At 70.7% G+C, this 24,353-nt stretch carries 22 protein-coding genes; 12 read left to right on the top strand and 10 right to left on the bottom strand.

Features of this window, described 5'->3' with window-relative positions; translation table 11 throughout:
* Positions 1 to 225: 225 nt before the first annotated feature.
* Together ACTFAP_RS27615 and ACTFAP_RS27610 are read right to left on the bottom strand one after the other, a co-directional pair.
* Entirely contained in the window at positions 226 to 2,121 is a 1,896-nt protein-coding gene (locus tag ACTFAP_RS27615) for a rhamnogalacturonan lyase family protein (RefSeq protein WP_500467720.1), read from the bottom strand.
* Positions 2,122 to 2,185: 64 nt separating this feature from the next.
* The gene (locus tag ACTFAP_RS27610) at positions 2,186 to 4,924 is read right to left on the bottom strand and encodes an exo-rhamnogalacturonan lyase family protein (protein ID WP_500467719.1); all 2,739 of its coding nucleotides are present in this window, start codon (positions 4,922 to 4,924) and stop codon (positions 2,186 to 2,188) included.
* A 189-nt stretch (positions 4,925 to 5,113) separates the two neighbouring features.
* Here ACTFAP_RS27610 and ACTFAP_RS27605 point away from each other — a divergent pair, with 189 nt between their 5' ends.
* The 3 genes from ACTFAP_RS27605 to ACTFAP_RS27595 all read left to right on the top strand — a co-directional run bounded on the left by ACTFAP_RS27605 (position 5,114) and on the right by ACTFAP_RS27595 (position 7,903).
* Positions 5,114 to 5,263: a hypothetical protein gene (locus ACTFAP_RS27605; RefSeq protein ID WP_500467718.1), complete on the top strand. Its 150-nt coding sequence runs from the start codon at positions 5,114 to 5,116 to the stop codon at positions 5,261 to 5,263.
* Between the two features lie 322 nt (positions 5,264 to 5,585).
* Positions 5,586 to 6,701: a LacI family DNA-binding transcriptional regulator gene (locus ACTFAP_RS27600; protein ID WP_500469580.1), complete on the top strand. Its 1,116-nt coding sequence runs from the start codon at positions 5,586 to 5,588 to the stop codon at positions 6,699 to 6,701.
* A 194-nt stretch (positions 6,702 to 6,895) separates the two neighbouring features.
* On the top strand, positions 6,896 to 7,903 hold the full coding sequence (locus ACTFAP_RS27595; protein ID WP_500467717.1) for a hydroxyacid dehydrogenase: 1,008 nt from the start codon (positions 6,896 to 6,898) through the stop codon (positions 7,901 to 7,903).
* Between the two features lie 72 nt (positions 7,904 to 7,975).
* On the opposite strand, the gene map is transcribed toward ACTFAP_RS27595, so the two are convergent.
* Positions 7,976 to 8,746: a type I methionyl aminopeptidase gene (gene map, locus ACTFAP_RS27590; RefSeq protein ID WP_500467716.1), complete on the bottom strand. Its 771-nt coding sequence runs from the start codon at positions 8,744 to 8,746 to the stop codon at positions 7,976 to 7,978.
* A 240-nt stretch (positions 8,747 to 8,986) separates the two neighbouring features.
* Entirely contained in the window at positions 8,987 to 9,511 is a 525-nt protein-coding gene (locus tag ACTFAP_RS27585; RefSeq protein WP_500467715.1) for a nucleoside/nucleotide kinase family protein, read from the bottom strand.
* A 514-nt stretch (positions 9,512 to 10,025) separates the two neighbouring features.
* On the opposite strand from ACTFAP_RS27585, the gene ACTFAP_RS27580 reads away from it, so the two are divergent.
* Positions 10,026 to 10,364, top strand: a complete 339-nt coding sequence (locus ACTFAP_RS27580; RefSeq protein ID WP_500467714.1) for an SDR family oxidoreductase — start codon at positions 10,026 to 10,028, stop codon at positions 10,362 to 10,364.
* 4 nt (positions 10,365 to 10,368) lie between these two features.
* On the opposite strand, the gene ACTFAP_RS27575 is transcribed toward ACTFAP_RS27580, so the two are convergent.
* Entirely contained in the window at positions 10,369 to 11,001 is a 633-nt protein-coding gene (locus ACTFAP_RS27575) for a TetR/AcrR family transcriptional regulator (RefSeq protein WP_400008906.1), read from the bottom strand.
* A gap of 200 nt (positions 11,002 to 11,201) precedes the next feature.
* Between ACTFAP_RS27575 and ACTFAP_RS27570 the strand changes: the two genes are divergently transcribed.
* A complete protein-coding gene (locus tag ACTFAP_RS27570; protein ID WP_500467713.1) occupies positions 11,202 to 11,936 on the top strand; it encodes an SDR family NAD(P)-dependent oxidoreductase in 735 nt (244 codons plus the stop codon).
* A 115-nt stretch (positions 11,937 to 12,051) separates the two neighbouring features.
* Here the strand turns inward: ACTFAP_RS27570 and ACTFAP_RS27565 are convergent, their stop codons facing one another.
* The 5 genes from ACTFAP_RS27565 to ACTFAP_RS27545 form a co-directional block, all read right to left on the bottom strand.
* Complete coding sequence (locus ACTFAP_RS27565) at positions 12,052 to 12,300, bottom strand: hypothetical protein (RefSeq protein WP_390121164.1); 249 nt, start codon at positions 12,298 to 12,300, stop codon at positions 12,052 to 12,054.
* 694 nt (positions 12,301 to 12,994) lie between these two features.
* A complete protein-coding gene (locus ACTFAP_RS27560; protein WP_495682827.1) occupies positions 12,995 to 15,157 on the bottom strand; it encodes an MMPL family transporter in 2,163 nt (720 codons plus the stop codon).
* 26 nt (positions 15,158 to 15,183) lie between these two features.
* Positions 15,184 to 15,729 carry a TetR/AcrR family transcriptional regulator gene (locus ACTFAP_RS27555; RefSeq protein WP_390121157.1) on the bottom strand — a complete coding sequence of 182 codons (546 nt, stop codon included), beginning with the start codon at positions 15,727 to 15,729 and terminating at the stop codon, positions 15,184 to 15,186.
* Positions 15,730 to 15,973: 244 nt separating this feature from the next.
* Positions 15,974 to 16,744 carry an aminoglycoside phosphotransferase family protein gene (locus tag ACTFAP_RS27550; RefSeq protein WP_500467712.1) on the bottom strand — a complete coding sequence of 257 codons (771 nt, stop codon included), beginning with the start codon at positions 16,742 to 16,744 and terminating at the stop codon, positions 15,974 to 15,976.
* A gap of 181 nt (positions 16,745 to 16,925) precedes the next feature.
* Positions 16,926 to 17,546 (bottom strand): hypothetical protein, encoded by a 621-nt coding sequence (locus tag ACTFAP_RS27545; RefSeq protein WP_495682825.1) that lies wholly within the window; start codon positions 17,544 to 17,546, stop codon positions 16,926 to 16,928.
* 321 nt (positions 17,547 to 17,867) lie between these two features.
* On the opposite strand from ACTFAP_RS27545, the gene ACTFAP_RS27540 reads away from it, so the two are divergent.
* The 7 genes from ACTFAP_RS27540 (at position 17,868) to ACTFAP_RS27510 (ending at position 24,333) form a co-directional block, all read left to right on the top strand.
* Positions 17,868 to 18,377 carry a heme-binding protein gene (locus ACTFAP_RS27540; protein WP_495682824.1) on the top strand — a complete coding sequence of 170 codons (510 nt, stop codon included), beginning with the start codon at positions 17,868 to 17,870 and terminating at the stop codon, positions 18,375 to 18,377.
* The gene (locus tag ACTFAP_RS27535) at positions 18,377 to 19,132 is read left to right on the top strand and encodes a UTRA domain-containing protein (protein ID WP_495682823.1); all 756 of its coding nucleotides are present in this window, start codon (positions 18,377 to 18,379) and stop codon (positions 19,130 to 19,132) included. Before ACTFAP_RS27540 ends, ACTFAP_RS27535 begins: the two co-directional genes overlap by 1 nt.
* A gap of 73 nt (positions 19,133 to 19,205) precedes the next feature.
* The gene (locus tag ACTFAP_RS27530) at positions 19,206 to 20,447 is read left to right on the top strand and encodes an extracellular solute-binding protein (protein ID WP_495682822.1); all 1,242 of its coding nucleotides are present in this window, start codon (positions 19,206 to 19,208) and stop codon (positions 20,445 to 20,447) included.
* A 6-nt stretch (positions 20,448 to 20,453) separates the two neighbouring features.
* The gene (locus tag ACTFAP_RS27525; protein ID WP_495682821.1) at positions 20,454 to 21,335 is read left to right on the top strand and encodes an ABC transporter permease subunit; all 882 of its coding nucleotides are present in this window, start codon (positions 20,454 to 20,456) and stop codon (positions 21,333 to 21,335) included.
* On the top strand, positions 21,332 to 22,171 hold the full coding sequence (locus tag ACTFAP_RS27520) for an ABC transporter permease subunit (protein ID WP_495682820.1): 840 nt from the start codon (positions 21,332 to 21,334) through the stop codon (positions 22,169 to 22,171). The genes ACTFAP_RS27525 and ACTFAP_RS27520 overlap by 4 nt, the downstream gene beginning before the upstream one ends.
* A complete protein-coding gene (locus ACTFAP_RS27515; protein ID WP_495682819.1) occupies positions 22,168 to 23,379 on the top strand; it encodes an enolase C-terminal domain-like protein in 1,212 nt (403 codons plus the stop codon). Before ACTFAP_RS27520 ends, ACTFAP_RS27515 begins: the two co-directional genes overlap by 4 nt.
* Before the next feature lie 3 nt (positions 23,380 to 23,382).
* The gene (locus tag ACTFAP_RS27510) at positions 23,383 to 24,333 is read left to right on the top strand and encodes an aldo/keto reductase (protein ID WP_500467711.1); all 951 of its coding nucleotides are present in this window, start codon (positions 23,383 to 23,385) and stop codon (positions 24,331 to 24,333) included.
* Positions 24,334 to 24,353 lie beyond the last annotated feature (20 nt).

Genomic DNA, 24,353 nt, shown 5'->3' with positions numbered 1-24,353 from the left:
CCGGCCGCCCAGCGAGAGGCTGCGCGGCCTCGCCGGCCAGGTTCGCGGCCTCGTCCGCTTCGACAGCGATCTGGTGCACTCGCCGGATGCCTCACCTCCCGATGTCCAGCGCCGGGTGGCGTCGTCGGCCGCCCGGCGGGCCTGCGAGGCGGCGGGTCTGGCCCGCGTTCCATGGGTGTCCCGGGCGCTCGCCGCGATGACCGAGCGACAGCCGCCGCCGGGCTGTCAGCCTCCCGCGTAGACGATGTTCGGCCGCGGGGGCGTCGCCATGCCGCTGCCGAGGTAGTAGTCGGTGTGGTGGGACTGCAGGTACCCCTTGTACGTCATGCCGTTCCGGTAGGCCGGGTTGTGGGCGAGGGTGTAGAGCCGGACATCCGTGGGCTGGTCGGTCGTGAAGATGATCAGCTCGTTGTGGTCGGCGTTGGTGTAGACGGCTTCCTCGCGCCAGTCACCGAGGATGTCGCCGACGAGCGTGGGGTTCCGGCCTCCGTGAGCGTTGACGGCACCGTGGTTCCACGTGGTGACGAGCCGGCGCAGGCTGTTCGTGGGCCCCGGGTTCTCGGGGTCCCATTTCTCGAACTTTCCGTCGTTCAGCAGTTCCATCGACAGGTCGCCGTCCCACCACAGGCCCAGGTGTGGCCACGGACGGTGCGAGGTGTCAGGGGTGGTGAGTTCGTTCGTGGACGCGTTGTAGAGGCCGGAGAAGGACCAGACCTCCATGCCGGGGAAGCGTGGGTCGATGTCGCCGGCCATGCCGCGGCCCACGTCCGCGGTGCCTTCCTCGACGTGCTGCCAGATCATGGTGCCGTCGTCGGCGTCGTAGTAGTACTCCCGCAGGCCCTCGGGGTGGCTCTGCTGCACGCCGTAGCCCTCCAGGCCCGGCCGCTCCGGGTCCATGTCCGCGATGTGGAAGCGGTCGCCGTGGACGATGCCCTGGTCCCCCAGCGAGTAGCGCAGCGTTCCGTCGCCGTTGAGCACGAAGCCGATCTCGGCGATCTCGTCCGTCCCGTCCCCGTCCACATCGATGGCCCGGGTGTTGTGCCCGTCCGGGGCGTTCCGGTCCTCGCGCAGCCACTTCCACTGCAGGCTGAGGTTCTGTCCGCTCCAGCGCCAGGCGGCGATCATGAGGTTGAAGCCCAGGTCGTCCCGGCGGTTCTTCATGTAGGCGACGAGGCTCGGTGTGGTGCCGTTGAGGTAGGCCACGCCGAGGCGCGCGCCCATGGGGCCGTCGGCGATGTAGTCGGTGGGCACCGGCGAGTAGTTGAGCAGCGCGCCGGTCCGGCCGTCGAGGATGGCCATGAACTGGCGGTTGTCGTCCGCGTGGGTCCAGGTGCTTCCGTCGCCGAAGGTGACTCCGTTGGCGATGCGCAGGGCCACCTCCGCGCGTCCGTCACTGTTGAAGTCGTAGACGGTGACGCCGTCCCAGTGACCCACGTCGATGGCCGAGGATCCCGGTGAGATGTTGTTCTGGTTGACGCTGTTGGGCCCCAGGTCGACCTCCCAGAGGAACTCTCCGTGCGAGGTGTACGCCTCCAGCGTCTGCGGGGAGGTCTGGCGGTCGAGTACGTAGTCGTACTCGCCGTCCCCGTCCAGATCTCCGACCCACACGAATTTCACGGGGCCGCCGTCCCGCAGCGGTACCCGGACCACCGGCTCGACGGCGTGGTCGGCGGTGAGGGTGAAGGCGGTGCCGGCCTCCTGCTCGTCGCCGTCCAGGACCGGCGCGACCCGATAGCGGTTGGGGACCGACATGTCCGCCGTGGAGTCGGTGAAGTTGGTGCCGCCGAGAAGAGGGGAGGCGTTCAGCTTCACCCACGGGCCGCCGTCCGCGGACCGGTGGACGTTGAATCCGATGCCCTCCGGATCCAGGCCCAGCAGGCGCCAGGAGACCAGGACATCGGTACTGCTGGAGCGTACGGCCACCACGCCACGGCCGAGGTTCTCCATGACGCGCGCGGGCGCCGCCGTCGTCGCGCCGTTCCCCGCCGTCACGGTGGCCGGCCCGCCCGGCGGCGCCTGCCCGGATGTGGCACCCGATACGGCGGACACGCTCATGACGACGAAGGCCGACGCGATGGCGGCCGCCCTTCTCGCTCTCTTCCACCGGTGGTTGTTGCGCATGAAGGCCTCCTCGACTTCTGCGGTGTGGCGGGTTCGGGGTGCGGTCGGCGGGCGGAGGGGCGTGCTAGATGTGGTCGCCGACGAGGGCGAGGCACTGGATGACGGCCAGGCCGTACTGCGCACTCGCGTTGGTGCTGAGGGACGCCTCGTCCACGGGGTTCAGGACGGCAGGACCCTCGATACGTCTCGCCGTGAAGTCGTGGGTCTCGGGGTAACCGGCGTGGCCCGTGCGCAGTTCCTGCCAGGCGCGGCGGGCGAGCGCGTCGTCCTCCAGCCGCACGGCGGCGTACGCCGTGGCCCGGGAGTACGCCTGACGCAGATTGAGGCTGCCCCAGGACGCGCCGGTCTCCTCCCGTTGCTGGTCGGCACTGGAGTTGTAGAGCCGGCAGAATCTGACCCACTGGGCGGTGACCTGCTCGTCGTCGATGAGCTCCAGCAGTTCCGTCATCACCTCGATGAGCCCGAAGACGGAGCTGAGGCTGCCGATGCTGACCCGCTGCTCGGCGGGGCCGCTGTAGACGCCGGTGGCGAGGTCGTACGTGATGGGGCCGCCCTGTGCCCAGGCGTTCGGCAGGGCCGCGATGCTGGCGGCGCTGTTGAGGAGCTTGGTCCGGGCCGTGTCGTCGCCCCGGCGTTCCCACTCGGTGAGCCATGCCAGGGCGAGTGCGCCCCAGTCGGTGGAGACGCCGACGACCTCCAGGGCCGCGGGGTCCGGCTCGTAGGGTTCGTCCCTCAGCTTGCGGCCAGGGTCCAGGACGAGGAAGCTCCGGTCCGCGTCGACCAGTTCGTGCAGCACATCGCCGATCCGTTCGTCCGCCGTGAGGAAGTACAGGAAGCGCTTGTATCCGGCGTTGCTGATGCGGACCTGCTTGGCGCTGTCGGCCCAGTGCAGGACTCCGTGTCGGGTCCCCAGGCCCTTCCACTCGCCGAGGTGGTACATGTCCACCTCGCCGGTGTGGCGGGTCATCGCCTCGGCGAGGCGGAACGCCTGGGCCTCCCCCGTGCGCAGGTAGTGGTACCACAGCCACATGTCCGTGGACAGCTCGGAGTTGTCCCACGCGTAGCCGCCGATGTCGTAGCGCCAGGCGTGCCGGTCACCGTCGTAGGAGTGCATGACGTCGCCGTAGTCCCAGAAGCCGTACCAGTGCCGCTGGTCGACCGAGTCGACGTAGTAACGGTGCATCAGCGCCAGGTTCTCCTCCAGTTCGTCCCTGGCGGGGCTGGAGCGGTCCACCGGCGTCCAGGATCCGAACACCCCTGCGGAGTGGTTGTGTTCGGGCGGGGCGACGAGCAGTGGCGGAGTGGCGTTGGCGTCGGCGAGGGCGGAGAAGCGCTCGGCCGTCGGGGTGGCCTCCAGCGCCCAGAAGGTGAGCTCGGTGGTGCGGGCGACGCCGTACGGAGTGCCGAACTCGGGCTCGTAGTCCTCGTAGGTGATCTCCAGGCCCTCCAACTGCTCGGGGTAGGTGTCCTGGCCGAGACCGTCGTGGTAGAAGCGCAGGTCCATGGCGCCCGCGCGCGGTGACCACAGCCACACGGTGGCCTCAGCGGTGTCCGTGGCCGCGCCGGTGATCTCCAGTTCGGTCGGGTGCAGTTGCCAGAAGTTCCGCATGCCGAAGGCGAGGCCGCCGGACGGTGAGCCGACGTACGCCAGGCCGCGGGCACGCCGGCCGCCGTCGACCCGGAGCCAGGTGTGGCCCGTCCTGGTTCGTTTGTGCACCTCGAAGGCGTTCGCGGTGAGCTGGCTGAGGCTGTAGTCGCCGAAGGTGGGGATGTACTGCAGCCGGGTGGTGACACGCTGGTCCCAGGTGGCCGGGTCAGGGGTGGGCCGGCCGGCCACCTGCGCCTGCCGGACGTCCTCGCCCGGGTCGCGGCGCAGCCCGGTGATGCCCCGCACGGCCTCGGACAGCACGCCTTGTTCCGGACCGGCGAAGCGGATGTGGCGGTCGTGGGGCTCGTCCCGCATGAGGACGTCGAAGCGCACGCCGAGGCCGTTGATGAAGTCCCGGGACGCGTCACCGTCGTACATGAACGTGTGCACGACGCGGAGGGCCTCGGAGCCGGCGTACAGGTAGAAGCGGACGACGAACGGCAGCCAGGTGCGCCGTCCCTTCTTGTGCTTGCCCGTGACCTTGACCACGGCACGGACGGGGCCGTCCTGTTCGACCGTGACGTCGTCGAGTTCGCCGGTGAAGGACTCGCTGCGCACGACCTCGTGCTGTTCGGTGGCGGGTTTGTCCTGGCGGGAGGCGATGAGGCGTCCGCCCTGCGCTATGACGGTCGTGCCCCGCTTGATGGACTCCACGAGGCGGTCGCCGTTGCGGCGGAAGGTGACGGTCATGACGCCCGTGCGGACCGTGATGCGCTGTCTGTCGCTGTGCACGGTGAGGGGTGTGGCGGGCGGCGCGGCGTCACCGGGCTCAAGGCGGTAGCTTTCCGAGCGTGGATCGGCGCCACTGACGGCGTGAGCGGTCCACTTGACCGAGCCGTCCGGCCACCAGCCGGTCGGCCAGGACTGCACGGGGACGGCGCCCCCGGAGTCGGCGACCAGGGAGAACTCCTGCCCGGGGGCGAGTGCGCCGCGGGGCCACGGCACGCCGAAGGTCGTCCCGGCGGCCAGCTCCGCCGGTGTGCCGCCCTCCAGCCATCGCACGGTGACCGGGTCGTGCCCCGTCAGTTCGGCGGGATCGGGGACGGGTTGGGTGCCGGGGGCAGCGGCTGCGGTGGTGGCACGGGAGGTGAGCAGCGCGGTGGCGCCGGCGGCAGCGGCCGAGGCCAGAACGTTGCGTCGGGTGATGCGGACCACGATGTCCAACTCCTTGTGGGGAAAGGCTGCTACTCGGCGGCCCTGCTGAGGTGGTGTGCGCTGCGGGCGGGTCCGGCGAGAGGGCGTGGTGGGGAGACATCCATGACTGTCGCTGGGAGTTGAGGCGGCATGGCGGCGGCTCCTGCGGTGGGGATGCCCGCACCTTGACGCAACGACAGTCGGCCGTCAATGGAAAGCGATCAGATTGCTTCAGATATTTCAACGGGGCTGCACCAGCGCGTCGCGGAAGCCCTGTGCGTGCACCGTACTGAGCTGCTGTTCTTCGCCGACTACGGGCACCGGCGCAACGACGGAGGCGTGTGGTGCGCTTCGTCTTGAGTGGTCTTGCCCGTAAACACCGGTTGATCAGCCCCCCTCCGGGCCGTCAACAAGCATGTTGATGCTTTTTGCTCCAGTTCCTCGCATCCACGTTCACAGGTATGCGCACGTGGCCCGTGAGTGAGCTTGCGGTCGCACCCTGGAGTGGTGCGGAAGCCTGGACCAGGCACGACACGGCGCGGTGCACGCCGGTTCAGCTGATACGGCGCTCCGAGGTGCGAAGGCTCCGATCGCCGTGCTCGTTGCCCGCCAAACGGTGCACACCATTCAGCCTGGTTTACGATGTGCGTCATTCTGTTGCTCGGGAGGGCTCGTGGCCGACATGCTCGTCGCCCAACGTCATGAGTTGCTGGTCCAGGAGCTGGAGAGATCCGGCATTCTCAAGGTCACCGAACTGGCGTCCCGGCTCCGGGTCTCCCGTGCCACGATCCGGCGGGATCTGATGGATCTGGAGGGCGAGGGTCGCGTCTCCCGGGTCAGGGGCGGCGCTCTGCTGGCGACGCCCCGGGGCGGGTCCTCTTCCGCGCAGCCGACGACGCCTCGGGCGACCGATGCGTCGGCGGGTGCCGGTGCGGTCGCGCCGGAGTTGTCCCTGGGGCTCATGGTTCCCTCCGCCAACTACTACTACCCGCGGGTGGTTGCCGGGGTGCGGGAGGTCGCCGCCCGGCACAACGCCCGGGTGATGATCGGGTTCACGGATTACGGGCAGTCCAGGGATCGGGAGCGGATACAGGAGTTGGCCGCCTCGGGCGTGCACGGGCTGCTGGTCGCTCCCTCCGGTGGCCATCTGCTGTCCCCGGAGACGCTGGATCACCTGCGGGCCGGCGGCCTGCCGTTCGTCCTCATGGAGCGGCAGCCGGAGAACCCGTTCGAGTCCTGTGAGTTCGTCGCGTCCGACCATCGGCAGGGTGCCTACGCCGCGGTGCGTCACCTGGTGGGCCTCGGCCACGACCGGGTCGGCCTCTTCACCAACGGGAGCCCCACCGCACCGCTGGTGGCCGAAGGGCACGCCACGGCCGTCCAGGCGCTGCGGCTGAAGCCCTCGGCTCCTGTCGTGGACAGCGGAAGCCCGACCCTGGGGGCCGCCGAAGCCGCCCGTCAGTACGACCTGTTCATCAAGGAGTGTCGGGACAGCGGCACCAGGGCCGCGCTCGTGCACTCCGACCACGACGCGATCGAGCTGGTCCGCAGGATGCGCTCGGCCGGGCTGCGCACCCCCGACGACATCGCTCTCATCGCCTACGACGACGAGATCGCCGCGCTGGCCGAGGTCCCGCTCACTGCGGTCGCCCCGGCCAAGCACGAACTCGGTGAGCTGGCCGCCCGCCTGCTGCTGGACCGCCTGGAAGCACCGGCGCCCGAGGACATCTCCGTGCGGCAGCTGCTCATTCAGCCGCGGCTGATCGTCCGCGCGTCCTGCGGAGCGTCGGCCGCCTGACCCGTCCGGGACGTGTCACTTCCCACGGATCGCGATTCCGCTCATCTTTGCTTCAAGATTGCCAAGAGTGCGCACGATGAAGCATTCTCTTGGCAGGTGATCGCCCGGCGGTGCGAGACAAGCCCGTCCGTGCACAGACCCGAGCGGCCATCGCCCCGTCACCACCACGGCCGGAATCGAAGGTGTGTATCGCCATGTCCGCACGCCCCGCTGCCCTGTTCGCTCTCGACGACGCGCACCTGCCGCTGCTCTTCCCCCCGGACCTGCTCAAGGCGCTCCGCGCAACGGTGGACATCGATCCCGACCTGGCGGTGCGGGACTTCGGCGACGAGCGCGTACGTGCCCTGCTGCCCGAGGTCGAGATGCTCATCACCGGGTGGGGATGCCCTCCGATCACGCCGCAGATCCTGGACGGACTGCCGCGCCTGCGCACGGTGGTGCACACCGGCGGCACCGTGAAGAGTCTGCTCGATCCCGCGGTCTTCAGCCGCCGGGTGGCGGTTTCCTCGGCCGCCGATGCCAACGCCCTGCCGGTCGCGGAGTACACCCTCGGCATGATCCTCTTGCTGGGCAAGGGCATCTTCGCCCTGCGCGAGGACTACCGCACGGCGCTGGCACCCCCGGCGGATCTGCTGAGCAGGGATGTCGGCAACGTCGGGCGCCGGGTCGGCGTGATCGGGGCGTCGCGGATCGGGCGACGCGTGATGGAGCTGTTGCGTCCCTTCGATTTCGACGTCCTCCTGCACGACCCGTACGTGGACGCCGCGGAGGCCGTACGGCTCGGGGCACACGCCACGAGCCTCGACGAACTCCTGATGACCAGCTCCATCACGACCCTGCACGCACCGGCGACCCCGGCCACCCGGCATCTCATCGACACCGACCGGCTCAGGATGATGCCCGACGGCGCGACACTGGTGAACACCGCCCGGGGGAGCCTGGTGGACACCGAGGCGCTGACCCGGCACCTGACCACCGGCAGAATCAACGCGGTGCTCGACGTGACCGACCCGGAGCCGCTGCCCGCGCATTCACCGCTGTTCCGGCTCCCGAACGTCTTCCTCACCCCGCATGTCGCCGGCTCGCAGGGAAACGAGCTGAGCCGGCTGGGCCGGTCCGCGTTGAGCGAGGTCGAGCGGGCGGTCAGAGGCGAGCCGATGGCTCACCGCGTCGATCTCGCCGCACTGCCGCGCAGCGCGTGAGGCACGGACAGCGTTCCGGCGCGCTCGCCCCTCGGCGTCCTTGACGGCGTGGCCGCGACCTGGCGGCTGCGTTCACTTCGGGAGAGTGAGGATTTCGGCTCCGTCATCGGTGACGGCGATCGTGTGCTCGGTGTGTGCCGTCCGGCAGCCGGTCGCGCTGCGGAGCGTCCAGCCGTCGGCGTCGGTGACGAGTCGTGCGGTGTCCGCCATGACCCAGGGCTCCAGGGCGAGCAGCAGCCCGGGGCGCAGCGTGTAACCGCGGCCGGGTCGTCCGGTGTTCGGGACGTGGGGGTCCTGGTGCATCGTCGATCCGATGCCGTGGCCTCCGAACTCGGTGTTGACCGGGTAACCGGCCTCGCTGAGGACCGTGCCGATGGCGTGGGAGATGTCGCCGATCCGCGCTCCGGGGCCAGCGGCGGAGATTCCCGCGGCCAGCGCGCGTTCGGTCGCGTCGATCATCGCGACGCTCTCCGGGGGCTTTTCGGTGCCCACGATGAAGCTGATGGCGGCGTCCGCGGCGATTCCGCCCTTGGAGACCGCGAGATCGAGGGTCAGCAGATCGCCGTCGGCGAGCGTGTAGTCATGGGGCCGCCCGTGCAGCACGGCGTCGTTGACGGCCGTGCAGATGTAGTGGCCGAACGGTCCGCGTCCGAAGGACGGCGCGTAGTCGACGTAGCAGGAGGAGGCTCCCGCCCCGGCGATCATCTCCTTGGTCCATTGGTCGATGTCCAGCAGGTTCGTGCCGACCGTGCTCCGGCCCTTCAGGGTCTGCAGGATGTCAGCGACGACGGCGCCGGTGGTTCTTGCCCGTGCCAGCAGGGTGGGGTTGAGAATCTCGATCATGTGGCGCCCTTCGTGCGCAGCCCAATAACTATACCGTCATTACTATACCGGTATCGGTGCGGAGGTCGTGGCCGGGTGGCCACCCCTCCCACGGCGGCACGGTGCCGCACGGCGGGAACGGGCGTCCTTCGCACTCGCCGAGTGACCGGCCACGGCATCGTTGGCCCGTGGCGGCGGGCCCCCGCGCCGGCGGCACGCCCGACGCGGGTGATCAAGGCCGACGGCAGGACCGGAACGCCTCTACCAGCCAGTTCTCCGCAGGATGTCGAGGGCGATGGCGTGGACCGAGCGACCGTCCGTCGGGATACGGAGGGTTCCCGGCGGCGCTTTCTCGTCGAGGTGCCGTGCGTTCCGCAGGCTCGACTCGATGTGCGCGTCGAGCTGGGACCCGATCTCCCTCCCGGCCAGCCGCTCCCGGACAGTGGCTTCCCCGGCCGTGAGCAGGACCCGGGTGACCCTGATCTCGCCCCCGCCCATGGCGCGCCTGAGCATCGGCTCCTCCAGAACGCTCACCGTGTTCGTGTAGATGAGGCGACGCTGACCGAGAGCGGCGTAATTCGCCCAGATCGCGGCGGTGTTCCGCTCCGTGATCGCCGAGCGGTGCGGGTCTCCGGCCGGGGCGGGATGAATCTGATCCATGAAGTCCCCCTCCACCAGGCAGTGCGCCGTTTCCTTCGCCCGCAGAAGGGCGGAGACCTCCCACCCCACGGTTGTCTTCCCGACACCCGCGCCACCGCCGATGAGCAACAACTCGTATCCGGTCACGGCCCGAGCCTGGCAGAGCCCGTACGGGAGCGGCGAACGGTTTGCCCGGCCCGGTTACCTTGACCCGATGGTCAACTTACGTGTTACCGTCGAAATGAAAGTTGACCCCCGTGTCAAGAAAGCTTGAACGTACCGCACAAGGAGCATGACGTGTCCCAGGTGATCGCCGTCTTCGGAGCGGGCATGGGCCTCGGCGCCTCTGTCGCCCGGCATTTCGGCCGTGAGGGGTTCCGGGTCGCGCTGGGGCGCGCCGCAGGGAACGCCTGGACGCCCTCGTCGACCGGCTCGCGGCCGAGGGCATCGAGGCGGCCGGCTTCACCGCCGATCTGTCCCGCCCCGCAGGGGTGCCGGCGCTGATCGCGGACATCCGTGACCGCTTCGGCCGGATCGACGTGATCGAGTACGGCCCGCTGGGCACCGAGCAGAGCTTCACCCCGGCAGCCCGGGTGGACTCGGCGTACTGGAGAGGAGCCTTCCGGTATTCCTGCTCACCCCCGTCGAGGTGGTCCGGGCGGTGCTCGACGAGTGGACGGACCGGGGCGACGGCGCCTTCCTCATGACCACCGGCAGCACAGCGGTTCACCCCGTGCCCGGGCTCAGCGGCCTGGCTCCCGTGGGAGCCGCCGCCCGCAACTACCTCTACTCCCTGCACGCCGAACTCGCCGACCGGGGGATCTACGCGGGAACCCTCTCCGTCGGGGCATCGATCGCGCGCAGCGAGTTGCACGAACTCCACGCCGCGGCCGGCACCGTACCGGTCGTGGACCCCGACGAACTCGCCGGCATCTACTGGGACATGTACACCCGGCGCGACCGGGTGGAGCGCATCCATCCGCACCCCCACGGCCGGTAGCGGATCACGGCCTGCCGGCGAGTCCGCCCATCACGCCGAACGCCTGCTCCGGGGTCAGCGGAGCGACGGGAAGAGGCCCGCGCGCTCCCTCCGTACGCAATCCGTCCAGCACGAAGGCGATGTGCCGGCGCCAGGCGTCGGGAGCGGCGTCCGCTGCCGCGCGGGCCAGCAGGGCGTGGGTGGCGAAAACCAGCAGGAGATCCTCGGCGGTGAAGTCGGGGCGCAGGGCCCCCGCCCTGCGGGCGCGTTCGACGATCCGCGTGGTCGCGTCCAGCGCCTGGCCGCAGACGGCCATCAGCCGTTCCGCGCCCGGATAGCGACCGCTGACCACGTCCGCGACCGCGGGATCGGAGTTCTGCAGCGCGCACACCGTCTCGACGTAGAACGCGAATCCGTCCCAGGCGTCCTCGTGGGAAAGGGCCTCCTCGGCCGCCCTGCCGAGGCGGCCCGCGGCCAGCTCGGTCACCACTTCGTCGATGAGTGCCTCGCGGGTGCCGAAGAGGTTGTAGAGCGTTCCGTGGCTCACGCCCGCGCGGCGCGCGATCTCCTTCAGGGGCACGTTGAGGCCGCGCTCCCTGAAGAGTTCGGCGGCGGCCGTCCGGAGCTTCTCCGCGTTCCTCTGGGCGTCGGCCCGCATCTCGTCGTTCCTCCCGGTCCCGGCAGCGAGGGCTGCCGCTCCATGGTCGCACCGTCAACGGTCCGGCCGCTGACGGCATCCCTCGGTCATGCCGCCCGGCGCCTCAACTTGACCCGCAGGTCAAGAAGCGTGCTACCGTCGGTCTTAAGTTGACCCAGGGGTCAACAAATCTGGTCACCATCGTCGCGAGGAGCAGCCCCATGCCCAAAGTGATCGCCGTCTTCGGAGCCGGTACCGGTCTCGGTATCTCCGTGGCCCGCCGTTTCGGGCGTGAGGGGTTCCGCGTCGCCCTGGTGGCCCGCCGCAGGGACCGCCTCGACGCCCTCGTGGGGGAGCTCGCCGGTGAGGGCATCGAGGCGGTCGGCTTCACCGCCGACCTCTCCCAGCCCACCGAAGTGCCCGCCCTCGTCAGCGGCATCCGGGACCGCCTGGGCCGGATCGACGTCGTCGCCTACGGCCCGATCAGCGGCGACCAGGGCTTCACCCCGGCCGCCGCGCTGGACGCGGCCACCCTGGAGGGGCTGGTCCCGCTGCTGCTCCTCACCCCGGTCGAGGTCGTCCGGGCGCTGCTGCCCGAGTGGACCGAGCGCGGCGACGGCGCCTTCCTGCTGGCCCAGGGCCACTCGGCCGCGCAGCCGATGCCCCACCTCAGTGGCCTGGGCCCCGTGATGGCGGCCACCCGCAACTACCTCTACTCACTCCACACCGAACTCGCCGACCGGGGCATCTACGCCGGTGCCCTGACCATCGCCTCCCTGATCGCCCGCAGCGAGGCGACCGCCAAGGCCGGTGCCGCGTTCGACTCCGTGGACGGGCCCCGGCCCACCGTGGTGGACCCCGACGATCTCGCCGAGCACTACTGGGACATGTACACCAAGCGGGACCGCGTCGAGCAGTTCCACCCGGCCGCACCGGCTCCGCCCGCCGCGGTGTGACGCCCGGTACGGCTGCGCCGCCGGTGGCCACCGGGAGGGCGGCCCGTGGGAGGGCGGGCTGCCGACGGGGGAGCTCGTGGAGGGGCGACGGCCACCGGATGCGCGCGGCCCGTCCTTACGTGGCGGCCAGATCGCAGACCTTGGCGGCCAGGTCCTCGCGAACAGCGCTTTGCACGAGCTTGATGGTGCACTTCTCCCGCGCCGCCGCGGTTCCCTTCACGCCGATCGCACAGGCTTTCACGCGCGCGGTGCTGGACGGGTAACCGTGGTTCTCCAGCACCTTGACGCAGTCGGAGGCCGCGGCCTGGGCCGGGGTGGCCGCCACCACCGGGCCGGCCACCAGCGCGGCCAGCACCAGGCTCACGGCCGGGACGATTCCGGACACCTTCCTTGCTTTCCTCACGTCAGATCCCCCTTGCGCTGCGGTACGTGCGGAAAAGAACGGAATAAGCGTGGATGAAGCCGATAAGTATCCACTGAATGTTCGCTCAACGGCGCGGCGGGCCGTGCCTCCAGCAGCAGCCCCGGCCGCACGCCTGCGGGTCCGCCCGGCAGGCACGACCGCGCGGCCGGGAGGCCCATGACCTACCGGACGGGTCCGCGGGGGGGTTGCGTCGAGGGCGTCCCTCTGGCGGCGCGACACGGCGCCGAGCTCGTCCAGGGCGTGGCCAGTGCCGGTCGCCGTGCTCGGGACGCTGCGCGAGACCGTCCACCGGCGCCAGCCGATGACCCGGCGCATCGAAGGGTTCCCCCGGCCGGTGATCGTCGCGGACAACGGCCCGGCGTGCGGCGTCGGTCTGCCGGTCGGGGGCCGCGGCGACGGTGGCAGCGTGCTTCGCCGCCACCGTCCCCACGGGCGGCGTACGGACCGGTCTGCGCCGGTTCCTCGACCGGACATCCGTACCCGACGGAGCCGGACGCGCACGACCAGGTCGGCCCCGGACCAACGGCCGTTGGTCCGGGGCCGGATGCTCCCGCCGGGCACTTCCTCGGAAGTGACCGGCGGGAGCACGAGCGGCGGCGTGGCCGACCGGTGGGAGGGCCCAGGCCGGTGCGGGTCAGGCCGGGACGGACTCCTGCTCGCGCTGCTCCGCGGCGAGTTGCTTGTTCAGCTTCTCGCCCTCGATGTCGAGGTCGGGCAGCACCTTGTCCACGGGCGCCGGCAGCCACCAGGCGGCCCGGCCGAGCAGCGACATCACGGCCGGGACCAGCGCCATGCGCACGACGAAGGCATCGATGACGACACCGATGGCGAGGGCGAACCCGATGGACTTGATGATCGGGTCGTCCATGAACACGAACCCGCCGAACACCGAGGTCATGATGAGCGCGGCGGCCGTGACGACCCGGGCGTTGTGCCCCATGCCGCTGACGGTGGCCGCCCGCGGGTCGGCGCCGTGCACGAAGTCCTCGCGCATCCGGGAGACGAGGAAGACCTCGTAGTCCATGGCCAGACCGAACAGGATGCCGATGAGCAGGATCGGCAGGAAGCTCACGAGCGGACCGGGGGCGTCGACTCCGACCAGTTCCGCCAGGTGGCCCTCCTGGAAGATCGCCACCGTGATGCCGAAGGTCGCGCCCACGGTGAGCAGGAAGCCCAGCGCGGCCTTCAGCGGGACCAGGACGGACCGGAAGACCAGCATCAGCAGCAGGATGGACAGCCCCACCACCAGGAGCAGATAGATCGGCATGGCGTCGGCGAGCTTCTCGGAGACATCGATGCCCAGAGCGGTGACGCCGGTCAGCGCGATGTCCGCTCCCTCGATGCCGCCGACCTGGTCCCTGATCGCGTGGACCGCGTCCTCGGTGGCGGTGTCGGTGGGTCCGGCTTCGGGGATGACGGTGAGGAGGGCGGTGGTGCCCTGTGCGTTCAGCTGCGGCGGGGTGACGGCGAGGATGCCGTCGGTCGCCATGATGAGCCCGGCGGCCTCCTCGACGGCCGCGCCGGTGGACTGCGGGTCCGCGCCGTTGACCACCGCGATCAGGCGGCCGTTGAAGCCCTCGCCGAAGCCTTCGGCGGTCAGGTCGTAGGCCTCACGGGCGGGCGACCCCTCGGCCGCGGTGCCCGCGTCGGGCAGGGCGAGGCGCATGTTCTGGGCGGGGAGGGTGAGCGCGACGAGCCCGGCCGTGGCCAGCAGCAGGATCGGGATCCGGAGCTTGTGGGTGACGAGCCGCCCCCAGGTGAAGCCGAAGCCCTCGGTGGGAGCCTCGGCCTTGCCGCTCTCCGCGCGCTGCTTGCGGGGCAGGATCTTCGGCCCGGCGAAGGAGAGGAAGGCGGGCAGCAGGGTGAGCGCGACCAGGACGGCGACGGCGACGGTTCCGGCGGCGGCGAGGCCCATGAAGGTCAGGAAGGGGATGCCGACGACGGAGAGCCCGGTGAGCGCGATGATGACGGTGGCCCCCGCGAAGACCACGGCGGAGCCGGCGGTGCCGGTCGCGCGGCCGGCCGCTTCCTCGGGTGCGACGCCTTCCGCGAGGTACTGGCGGTAGCGGGAGGTGATGAACAGGGAGTAGTCGATGCCGACGGCCAGGCCCAGCATCAGTGCCAGGATCGGCGCGGTGGAGGTCAGTTCGATGACGCTGGTGAGGGAGAACAGGCCGGCCATGCCGATGGCGACGCCGATGAGCGCGTTCAGCAGGGTCATACCGGCGGCGACGAGCGAGCCGAAGGTGATGACCAGGACCACCGCCGCGACCAGGACGCCCAGGATCTCGGTGGAGCCGATCTCCACCTCGCCGCCCATGATCTCGCCGCCGTGCTCGACCCGCAGGTCCTCGATGCCGGCTCCGACCGCCTCATAGGCCGACCGCTGCCCGTCGGTGATCTTGTCGATGCTCGTGTCGAACTGCAGCTGGACGAGGGCGTAACGGCCGTCCGGGGAGACGGCGCCGGTCTCGAACGGGTCCATGACGGCGATGACGCCGTCGATCCCGGCGGCTTCCTCCACCACGGGGGCCACGGCGGCCGGGTCGAGGCCGCCGCCCTCGGGCGCGGCGATGACGATCGTGCCGGTCGCACCGCTGGCCTCGGGGAACTGGCGGCCGAGATCGTCCAGCGCCTGCTGCGACTCGGTGCCCGGCATGGAGAATTCGTCGGTCGTCGGGCTCATCAGCGTGGCCGCCGCGAGGCCCAGCAGGGCGAGCAGGACGAGCCAGACCGCGGCTATTCGGCCTCGCGCGCGGAAGGAGAACCGGCCGAGCCGGTACAGCAGGGTCGCCATCGAAGGACGCACCTTTCCGTGGGAATTCAGCTGGGGGTGTGGTCGAGGAGGCGCCGCACGCCGAGGATCAACTCGGTGCGCAGGACCTCGTGAGGCGCTTCGTCGTTGCCGGTGCTGGTGACGAAGACGGCGCCGATCGCCATCCAGGCGGCCACCCGGTCGCGGGGATCCGGGGACCGCGCGGTGAACGCGTCGAGCAGTCCTTCGAGGAGATCCGTGACCCCGAGGCCGGGTTCGTCACTCGCCCGCTCGATCTCGGCGAAGAGCAGCCGCATCTCCTGCCGGAAACGCAGGGTGATCTCCACAAAACCGGTGACGGCCTCGTCCACCAGCGGCGCGCCCTCCAGCGCCTCCAGGCGGGCGAGCAGCGCGGCGACACCCTCAGCCGCCGGGGTCAGCAGCTCGGTGAGGATGGCGTCCTTGGTGGTGAAGTGGTAGAGGAGCGAGGCCTTCGAGCACCCGGCGTCGGTCGCGATGTCCTGCAGCGAGGTGCCGCGGAAGCCGTCCGCGGCGAACAGCCGCAGTGCCGACTCCAGGATGTGACCGCGCAGGGCGGAAGCGGGGCGTGCCATGCGTCCACCATAACTGTCCGATCGGTCAGAGCTGACCGATCGGACAGGACGAGGCTGTGAGCCGTGTCACCTCTCATAGGCGCCGGCCGGACGGGGGCGCGGGCGGGCATCGCGCGGGCCACGGGGCGTAGCCCACGGTCCGACCGCGCGGGGCGAGGCTTCACCGTCCGGTCACCGCCGCCGACGGGAACAACGGCCACCGCTCGCCCGAGGAAGGGATTCTGAATATCAGATGGTGCGACGGTCACACGAAGAGGTGACGGTGGGCCCGGCTCCAGGTGACCCGTCGCGTCAGGTCGTCGAGATGACCAGCGGCGACCCAGAGAGCCTGGGGCTGGATTCCCTGCTCGGCCAGTTGGCGAACCTGCTGGATGGTCCGTTCCTGCACGTCGATGACCGCCTGGGCCAATCCGGCGGTGGAGGTGAGGCCGTAGGCGGCGGCGAAGAGTTCCATCCGGCGCCGGCGGTCGGGTGGCCGGGGGTAGCGCAGCCATCGCAGGCATTCGACGTCGTCGCGGAACGGGGCCACGTACTCCAGGGCGTAGGCGATGTCGTGGAGGCGCTCCGCCGGGCGGGCGTAGTCCCAGTCCAGGATCCCCACGGGGTCCGCGTCTCGCCACACGACGTTCCATGGTCCGAAGTCGCCGTGGCAGACCACATCGCCATCAGAGAGGCCGCTCTCTCCGGTGCACCAGCTCAGCCCCTCGGGCAGACGGAACCCGGCGACAGCGTCGTGGTAGGCGCGCAGAAGGCGGGCGAAGGCGATCAGCCCACGGTCGTCGACCACCCCGGCCCAACCCGCCGGCCCCGACTCGCCGTCCAGATAGGTGAGGATCTCGCGCCCCTCGTCGTCCATGCCCCGCACCCGTGGGGAGTACGGAAAGCCGACCTCCTCGAGGTACCGGAGCAATGCGTGCACCGCCGGGGTCCACGGCTGCGCTGGGCGCCGGACGGTGTCGCCGATGCGCACCACCCTGCGGTGATCGTCATCTTGCAGCACGTACTCATCGGCCATGCCGGAAGCGCCTCCTCGTGGCTGCCTGCCGTCGGCTTCTCCCACACCTTCCCGAGCATGGCCGGTCGTTCCCAGGACCGCCACAGTGTTTCCGTACCGACGAGAACCGCCCCGTGTTTCCGGGAGTCGGCAAAAGCCGAAGCCGCTCTGGCCCACCGCCCGGGCACGCCGGGCGGCGGGGTCAGGGGTGGTCGGGTTTTCCGGGATCCGTGCTGACCTCGACGGTGTCGGCGGTTTTCAGGAAGGCGTACAGGTCCTGAAGTTCGGCCGGGCCGGCGAGAGCACGGCGGGCGCGGACCCCCCACTGCCCGGCGAGAGAGCGATCCTGCGAGGGTGCGGACGGCCTGGGGAGCCGGGCGCCTCCGGGGCTGCCGGGATCGGGCACCACCGGCACCGTCATGTTCTCGGCCAGGACGGTACCCGTGCCTTCGTCGATGGTGTACGCGGTGATCAGCGCCCGGAGGGGGCCGGCCTTTTCGCCCTCCAGGACGACTCGGACGAACAGGGGGTTCACGCCGCCCCAGACGATGACGCCCCGCTTTCCGCCGGAGTTGTGGAGGTGGGCCGTGCGCCCGGCCGGGACGCGCGCCGCGGCGAAGCGGACGAGATCCCCTCGAATGTGCTGGATGTCGTATTGGTGGCGGACCAGGACGCGGCGCCGGCGGGCGAGTGCGGCCGGGAGCAGGAACCACAGACCGACGACCAGCCACCACCCCTGGACCGCCGCGAAGCCCGCTACCCCCATCAACAGGATCGCCAGCGTGTGGAGCCAGTTGTGCGGCAGTCGGTTCGCCTCCGGCACGGGGCACCTCCTCCAGGCCCGGACCGCTCCTCGGCCCCGGCCGGCGCACGAGCGCCGGAAGGGGCGCTCCGGGCCGCCCCCGCGGGGCCAACATTCTCCGGAATCTGCGACCAGGTTGTCCACGGGCGGAGGACCACCGGGCGGCCCGGGGTGGACGGGGAGAGCGTGCGGCGAAAAGCGGGGCGGGGGCGCGATCTGATCGCCCGTCATTCCGGGGACCGGGCGCGGCGCCGGGGGCGGGTTTCCCGGGCTGTGCGAGTGCCGATCAGCGCAAGAGGGAATTGATATCCTGTCGTGACATCAAGAGGGGAGCGAAATTCGGTGGCAGTTGAGGTGGATGATGACGCGCGTCTCCTTGAGGAGGTGCGGTCCCAGGCCGGGGAGCGCCAGCTGGAACGGTTCTCGCGCGCCGACGCCCTCGCGCTGGGCCGGGCGGCGCTCGCGCTGGCCGAGAGCGGCGGTCTCCCGGTCGTGGTCCGGGTGACCCGTGGCGACCAGATCGTCTTTCACGCGGCACGCGAGGGAACGACAGCGGAGCACGACGACTGGGTCCGCCGCAAGATCAACTCGGCTCGTCTGCACGAGATCCCGACACTCGAACTCGTCCTGCGGCAGCGCGTGAGCGGGCGGGTGGCCGACTGGCTGGACCCCCGGGAGTACGCGGTAGCGGGCGGCGCGGTGCCCCTCGTGGTCGCCGGCGGGATCGCCGGCGTGCTGGCGGTGTCGGGCCTGGTCGGCTCCGTGCGCGAGGACCACGATCTGGCGATGGCGGCGGTGCGGGCCCTGCGCGCCGCCGGCGGCGCCACGGCCGCGACGAAGGAGGGCAGCTGATGGTCCCCGCGGTCACGAGCATCGACCGGCAATCTCCCCTCCCGTTCTACTCCCAGCTCAAGGAGATCATCCTCGCGGACATCGCCGCCCGGGGCCTGGAGGCGGGCGACAAGCTGCCCGGGGACCACGAGCTGTGCGAGCGGTACGAGGTCTCGCGGACGGTCGTGCGGCAGGCCCTTCAGGAGCTCGAGCACGAGGGCGTGGTCCGGCGCGAGAAGGGCCGCGGGACGTTCGTCGACGATCCGCGCACCTCGCGCGGGTTCGGCGGGGCGCTGGTCGGGTCCTTCGAGGACATTCAGGGCGGCGCCGGGACGCAGCACTCGCGGGTCGTGCGGCGCGGGTTCGTGCCCGCCGGTGCCCGGGTGGCCGCGGATCTCGGCGTCGAGGAGGGGGACGAGGTCGTCGAGATCGAACGCGTGCGGGAGATCGACGGCGCGCCCTGGGCGTTCACCCGTACCCAGCTTCCGCGCGACATCGGTGAGCCGCTGCTGCGGGCCCAGATCGAGGACGTGTCGCTGTTCGGGATTCTGGAGCGCGAGTACGGGGTGCGGTTCGAGCGGGCCCGCCGGAGCATCGTCGCCGAGCAGGCGCCCGACCAGGTCGCGCGGGCGCTGGAGATGAGCCCCGGGGCGCCGGTGCTCGTCATGCGCAGCGTCTCCTTCGACCGTTCCGGGCGGGCGATCGAGCGGTTCACCGGCTTTCACCGGGGCGATCGCAGCCGGCTGGACGTGGAGGTGCAGCACGCACCTTCTTGACATCCTGTAATGACAGGTTGCACCATTGCCTCCGCCCCCGTTGAACGACGGGTTTTCGAGCATGGAGCAGAAAATGGCGGTCAAGGCGCGAACCGGGGTATTCCTCGGTGCGGTGGGGCTGGCGGTGGTCGCGCTCGCGGGCACCGTTGTCCTCAACGTGGTCCAGAACTCGACGCGGGACGCGGATGTCGTGACGTGGTGGGTGCCGGACTGGGACTACCAGGCGGCTGTCGGCCTGGTCGAGAAGTTCGAGGACCGGCACCCAGGCGTCACGGTCGAGCTGATCCAGACCACCGGGGACACGGTCGCCAACCGCACCTCCGTCGCCCTGGAGTCCGGAAACGTCCCGGATGTGATCACCGAGTCCGTCTCCCGGATCCGCGGATACGCCGGCAAGGGGCAGCTCGCCGACCTGAGCGGTCTGTTCGGTGCCGGCCTGCCGGCCGACGACTTCGCCCCGGGGCTCATCGACGCCCTGACCATCGACGGGTCCACCTACGCGGTCCCCTACCGCTGGGCCACCAACGCCCTCATCTACAACCCGGAGCTGTTCGCGGCGGCCGGCCTCGACGGGCCGCCGACGACCTGGGAAGAGTTCGAGGCGGACGCCCGCGCCCTCACCTCGGGAAACGTGGTGGGCACCGCGTGGCCGGTCCAGGGCGACCCCAGCGACCTGACCCTGCGCTTCCTGGAGTTCGCCGTCTCCGGGGGCGCCTCGATCACCGACGGCCGGCCGGAGCTGACCCCGGAGTCCACGCAGGCCGCCGTCGAGATCATCGGCGGCGGGATCGCGGAGGGCTGGGCCAGCCCCAGCTCCTTCGAACTGGACAACACCGGCATCCGTGAGCTGTTCCTCCAGGGCCGCGTCGCGATGTACCCCGGCGGCGTGTTCGACGTCGCCGAGGCCCAGTCGCAGGGCGCCCCCATCGCGACGGCGCTCCTGCCGGGACCCGACGGCCCCGGCACCGCTCTGGGCGTGGGGTGGGCGCACGTCGTACCGGAGAAGTCCCCGCACAGGGCCAACGCGGAAAGCCTGGTCGCCTTCCTCGCCGAGCCCGGGAACATGGCGGACCTCACCCTGACCTTCCCGGCCCGCACCAGCGCCGCCGAGGACCCCCGGTTCCGGACGCCGGAGCGCGTGGCCTACGCCGAGCAGCTGGCGGAACACTCCGTCCCCGCTCCCACCGACCCGCGCTGGAGCGTCCCCCTGCAGGCGGTCCACGACCGGATCCAGAAAGTCGCGCTGGGCCGGGAGAGCGCCGCCGACGCGGCGGCCGGCATCCAGCGGATCGTCGACCAGGCATTCGCGGAGTAGGCGGCCATGAACACACGGAACACAGCTGTGCGCCCCTCCGGCAGACGCCGCGGAGCGGGCCACCCGGTGGCGCTCATGGTGCCCGCCCTGCTGCTCACCGCCGCCCTGATGATCGTGCCGATCGTCACCACCGTGGCCCGGGTGATCAGCGACGGCGGCCAAGGACTCATCCGCCTGTTCGACATGCCCGACATCGGCGGTGTCTTCCTCAACACCTTCGTGTGGACGGCCGCCTCCGTCGCCGGCGGCATGGTCGTCGGGTGCTTCGGGGCGCTGGTCCTGCAGTCCAGGCGACTGCGCGGGGTGGCCCTGTGGCGGGCGCTGGTCATGATTCCGTGGATCATCCCCGGTGTCGTCGCGGCCACGGTGTGGCGCTGGACGCTGTCCACCGACTACGGAATCCTCAACCAGACACTCCTGGACCTGGGCGTCATCGGCGAGCCCATCCGCTGGCTGTCCAACCCCGATGTCGTGCTGGGGGCGGTCGCCCTCATCCAGATCTGGGTGACCGCGCCCTTCGTGATGCTCATGGTGTCGGCGGCGCTCGGCGGCATCCCCGAGGAACGCTACGAGGCGGCCCGGCTGGACGGCGCGGGCGGCCCCGCGATCCTGTGGAACATCGTTCTGCCCGCCATCCGCACCACCACCGGCATCTGTGTGCTGACCCTGGCGATCTGGGCGCTGAACTCGTTCACGATCATCTACGTCACCACCAGCGGCGGCCCGGCCGGCGCGTCCACGATTCTGCCCATCCTGCTCTACCAGGCGTTCCAGAACGGGGACGAGACCCTGGTGTACGCCGTGGCTCTCGTCCAGCTGATCATCGGCGCGCTGTTCGCCGTCCTGTTCGCCCGCACCATGCGCACCGACCTTCAGGAGCAGTCGTGAACCGGTTCATACGCCGGAGCGCCCCGGGCGCCGGCATCTGGATTCTGCTCGCGATGCTCCTGTTCTGGAGCCTCGCCCCCGTGGCGGTCATGGTCTTCACCTCGTTCAAGCCGCGCTCGGACATCTTCGCCGTACCGGCCACGCTGCTTCCGCAGAGCTGGACGTGGGACAACTACAGCACCGTCTTCACGGACTCCAGCATGCCGCGGGCGCTGTTCAACTCGATCGTCGTCGGAGGGCTCGTCGCGCTCGCCACGCTGATCTTCTGCTTCAGCGCCGGCTACGCCCTCGCGCGCTTCCGGTTCCGCGGCTCCCGGCCGCTCGCGCTGATCATTCTGCTCGGGCAGGTCGTGCCGCTGACCGTGGTGCTGCTGCCGCTGTACCGGTTCGTGTCCTCGGCGCAGCTGCTGGACACGACGGTCGGGCTCGCCTTCGCGCACCTGGCGATCACGGTGCCGCTCGTGACGTGGATGGTGCGCAACCAGATCGCCGCGATCCCCATCGAGCTGGAGGAAGCCGCGCGGATCGACGGCGGGAACCGGCTGGACGCCGTCACCTATGTGACGCTGCCGATCTGCGCGCCGGGGCTCGCCGCGGCCGGCATGTTCGCCTTCCTCCAGTCCTGGCACGAGTTCCTGTTCGCCTCGGTGATGACCAGTTCCTCCCGCGCCCGCACCGCGCCGGTGGCGCTGACGGAGTTCGCGAACGAGTTCAACGTCGACTGGGGTGCCACGATGGCCGCCTCCGTCGTGCTGACCCTGCCGATCGTGGTGCTGTTCGTCGTGATGCAGCGGTACTTCGTCGGCGGCCTGACAAGTGGAGCGGTCAAGGGATGAGGATCACCGACATCCGGTGTGCGCGGATCGGCCGCAGCCCGATCGTACGGATCGTCACGGACGAGGGCGTCGACGGCTTCGCGGAGATCGAGTTCTCCAAGCCGCTCGCCGTCGCCCGCACCCTGGAGGTGTACCGGCCCCTGCTGCTGGGCGCGGACCCGACGGAGGTCGAGCGGTGCATGCTGCGCATCCGCCGCATGGGCGCGGCCAAGCCCTGGGGCGCGGTCGTCTCGGCCATCGAGATCGCCCTGTGGGACGTGGCGGGGCGCGCGCTCGGTGTGCCGGTGCACCGTCTGCTGGGCGGCAAGGTCCGCGATCGCGTCCGCGTGTACAACGGCGGCATCCGTACCACTTTGGGCAATCACACGCCGGAGGACTACGCGGCGTCGATGCGGTACATGACCGAGTCGCCGGAGGGTTTCTCGATCTTCAAGGAGGGCGTGGGGCTGCACGGGTTCATGGCCCAGCACACCCCCGGCTTCCTGTACGGGGAACTCCGCGAGGGCCCGCTGCACCCCAACCGCGGCTCCCTCACGCCCAGTGGGATCAGCCACATCATCGACACCGTCGCGGCCATGAAGGAGGTCGTCGGACCGCACCGCAGGCTCGCGCTCGACATGGGCCCCGGCTGGACGGTCCCCGACGCGATCGCCGTGCTCCGCGCGCTGGAACCGTTCGACATCGCCTGGGCGGAGGACCTGCTCACCGGTGACTTCGTCCCCTGGAACGACGTCGCCGGGTACCGCGAGGTGACCACCGCGGCCTCGGTCCCGACACACACCGGGGAACAGCTCTACCTGCGGCAGAACTTCCGCGAGCTCATCGAACAGCGCGCCGTGCGGATCATCGGGCCCGACCCGGGGGACGTGGGCGGGCTCGCCGAACTGAAGTGGATCGCCGAGTTCGCCGACCTGTACGGGATCGGCATCGCGCCGCACGGCGTCAGCGGCGGCCTGCTCGGCCTGGCCGCGCTCATCCAGGTGTCCGCGACCCTGCCCGACAACCTCATCGCCTTCGAGTACCCGACCGCCGCCGACCCCTGGTGGTACGACATCGTCCACGGCCTCGGCTCGCCGATCGTCGTCGACGGACACGTCACCGTCGGGGACGGCCCCGGCCTCGGCGTCGAGATCGACCGGGAGGCCGCGGCCGCCCACCTGGAACCCGGCGCGCACACCTTCTTCGACTGGAACACCCCGGAGGACTGACCCATGGAGTGGACACCACGCCCCCTCGGGAGCACCGGCCTGGCGCCGACCCCGCTGAGCGTCGGCGGTGCCCCGCTGGGCTCCATGCCGAAGAACTTCGGCTACGAGGTGAGCGCCGAGGACGGCATCGCCACCGCCGTCGCGGCCCTCACCGGGCCGATCCGCTCGATCGACACCTCGTGCGCCTACAGCGACGGTGAATCGGAGCGGCGCATCGGCGCCGCGCTGCGGCGGGTCGGCGGACTGCCCGAGGACTACGTCCTGGCCACGAAGGTCACCCGGGACCTGGAGACCGGTGACTTCTCCGGAGCGCAGCTGCGCCGCGCGATCGAGGGAAGCCTGGAGCGCCTCGGCGTCGACCGGGTCCCGCTCCTGTACCTCCACGACCCGGAGAACACGACCTTCGCCGAGGCGACAGCACCCGGCGGGCCGGTGGACGTGGTGCGGGCGCTCAAGGACGAGGGGATCGCCGGCGCCATCGGCGTCGCGGGCGGCGACACGGCGATCATCTCCGAATACGTGGACACCGGGCACTTCGACGTCCTGCTGACCCACAACCGGTGGACGCTCGTCAACCGGACCGCCGGACCACTGATCGACAGGGCGGTGGAGCGCGGCATGGGCGTCGTCAACGCGGCCGTGCTGGGCGGCGGGATCCTCGCCACCGGTACCGCGGCGTCCACCCGCTACGGGTACCGGGAGGCGCCGCGGGTGCTCCTGGACGCGATCCGCGCGATCGAGGCGCTGTGCGCGGAGGCCGGTGTGCCGCTGGCCGCCGCGGCCCTGCAGTTCTCCGCCCGCGACCCCCGGATCGCCACCACCATCGTCGGCGTCTCCCGGCCCGAGCGCATCGCCGCGAGCGTCGCCGCCATCGAACGGGACATCCCGGACGGCCTGTTCGATGAGATCGACCGCATCGCCGGCACCCTGCCCACCGACATCGGCCCCCGCTGACCGCCCCCGCCAGGAGAACC

This window comes from Streptomyces sp. PH9007 (genome assembly GCF_059813725.1).
The sequence above is the reverse complement of the archived record's forward strand: the minus strand, read 5'-3'. Positions and strand labels throughout refer to the sequence as shown.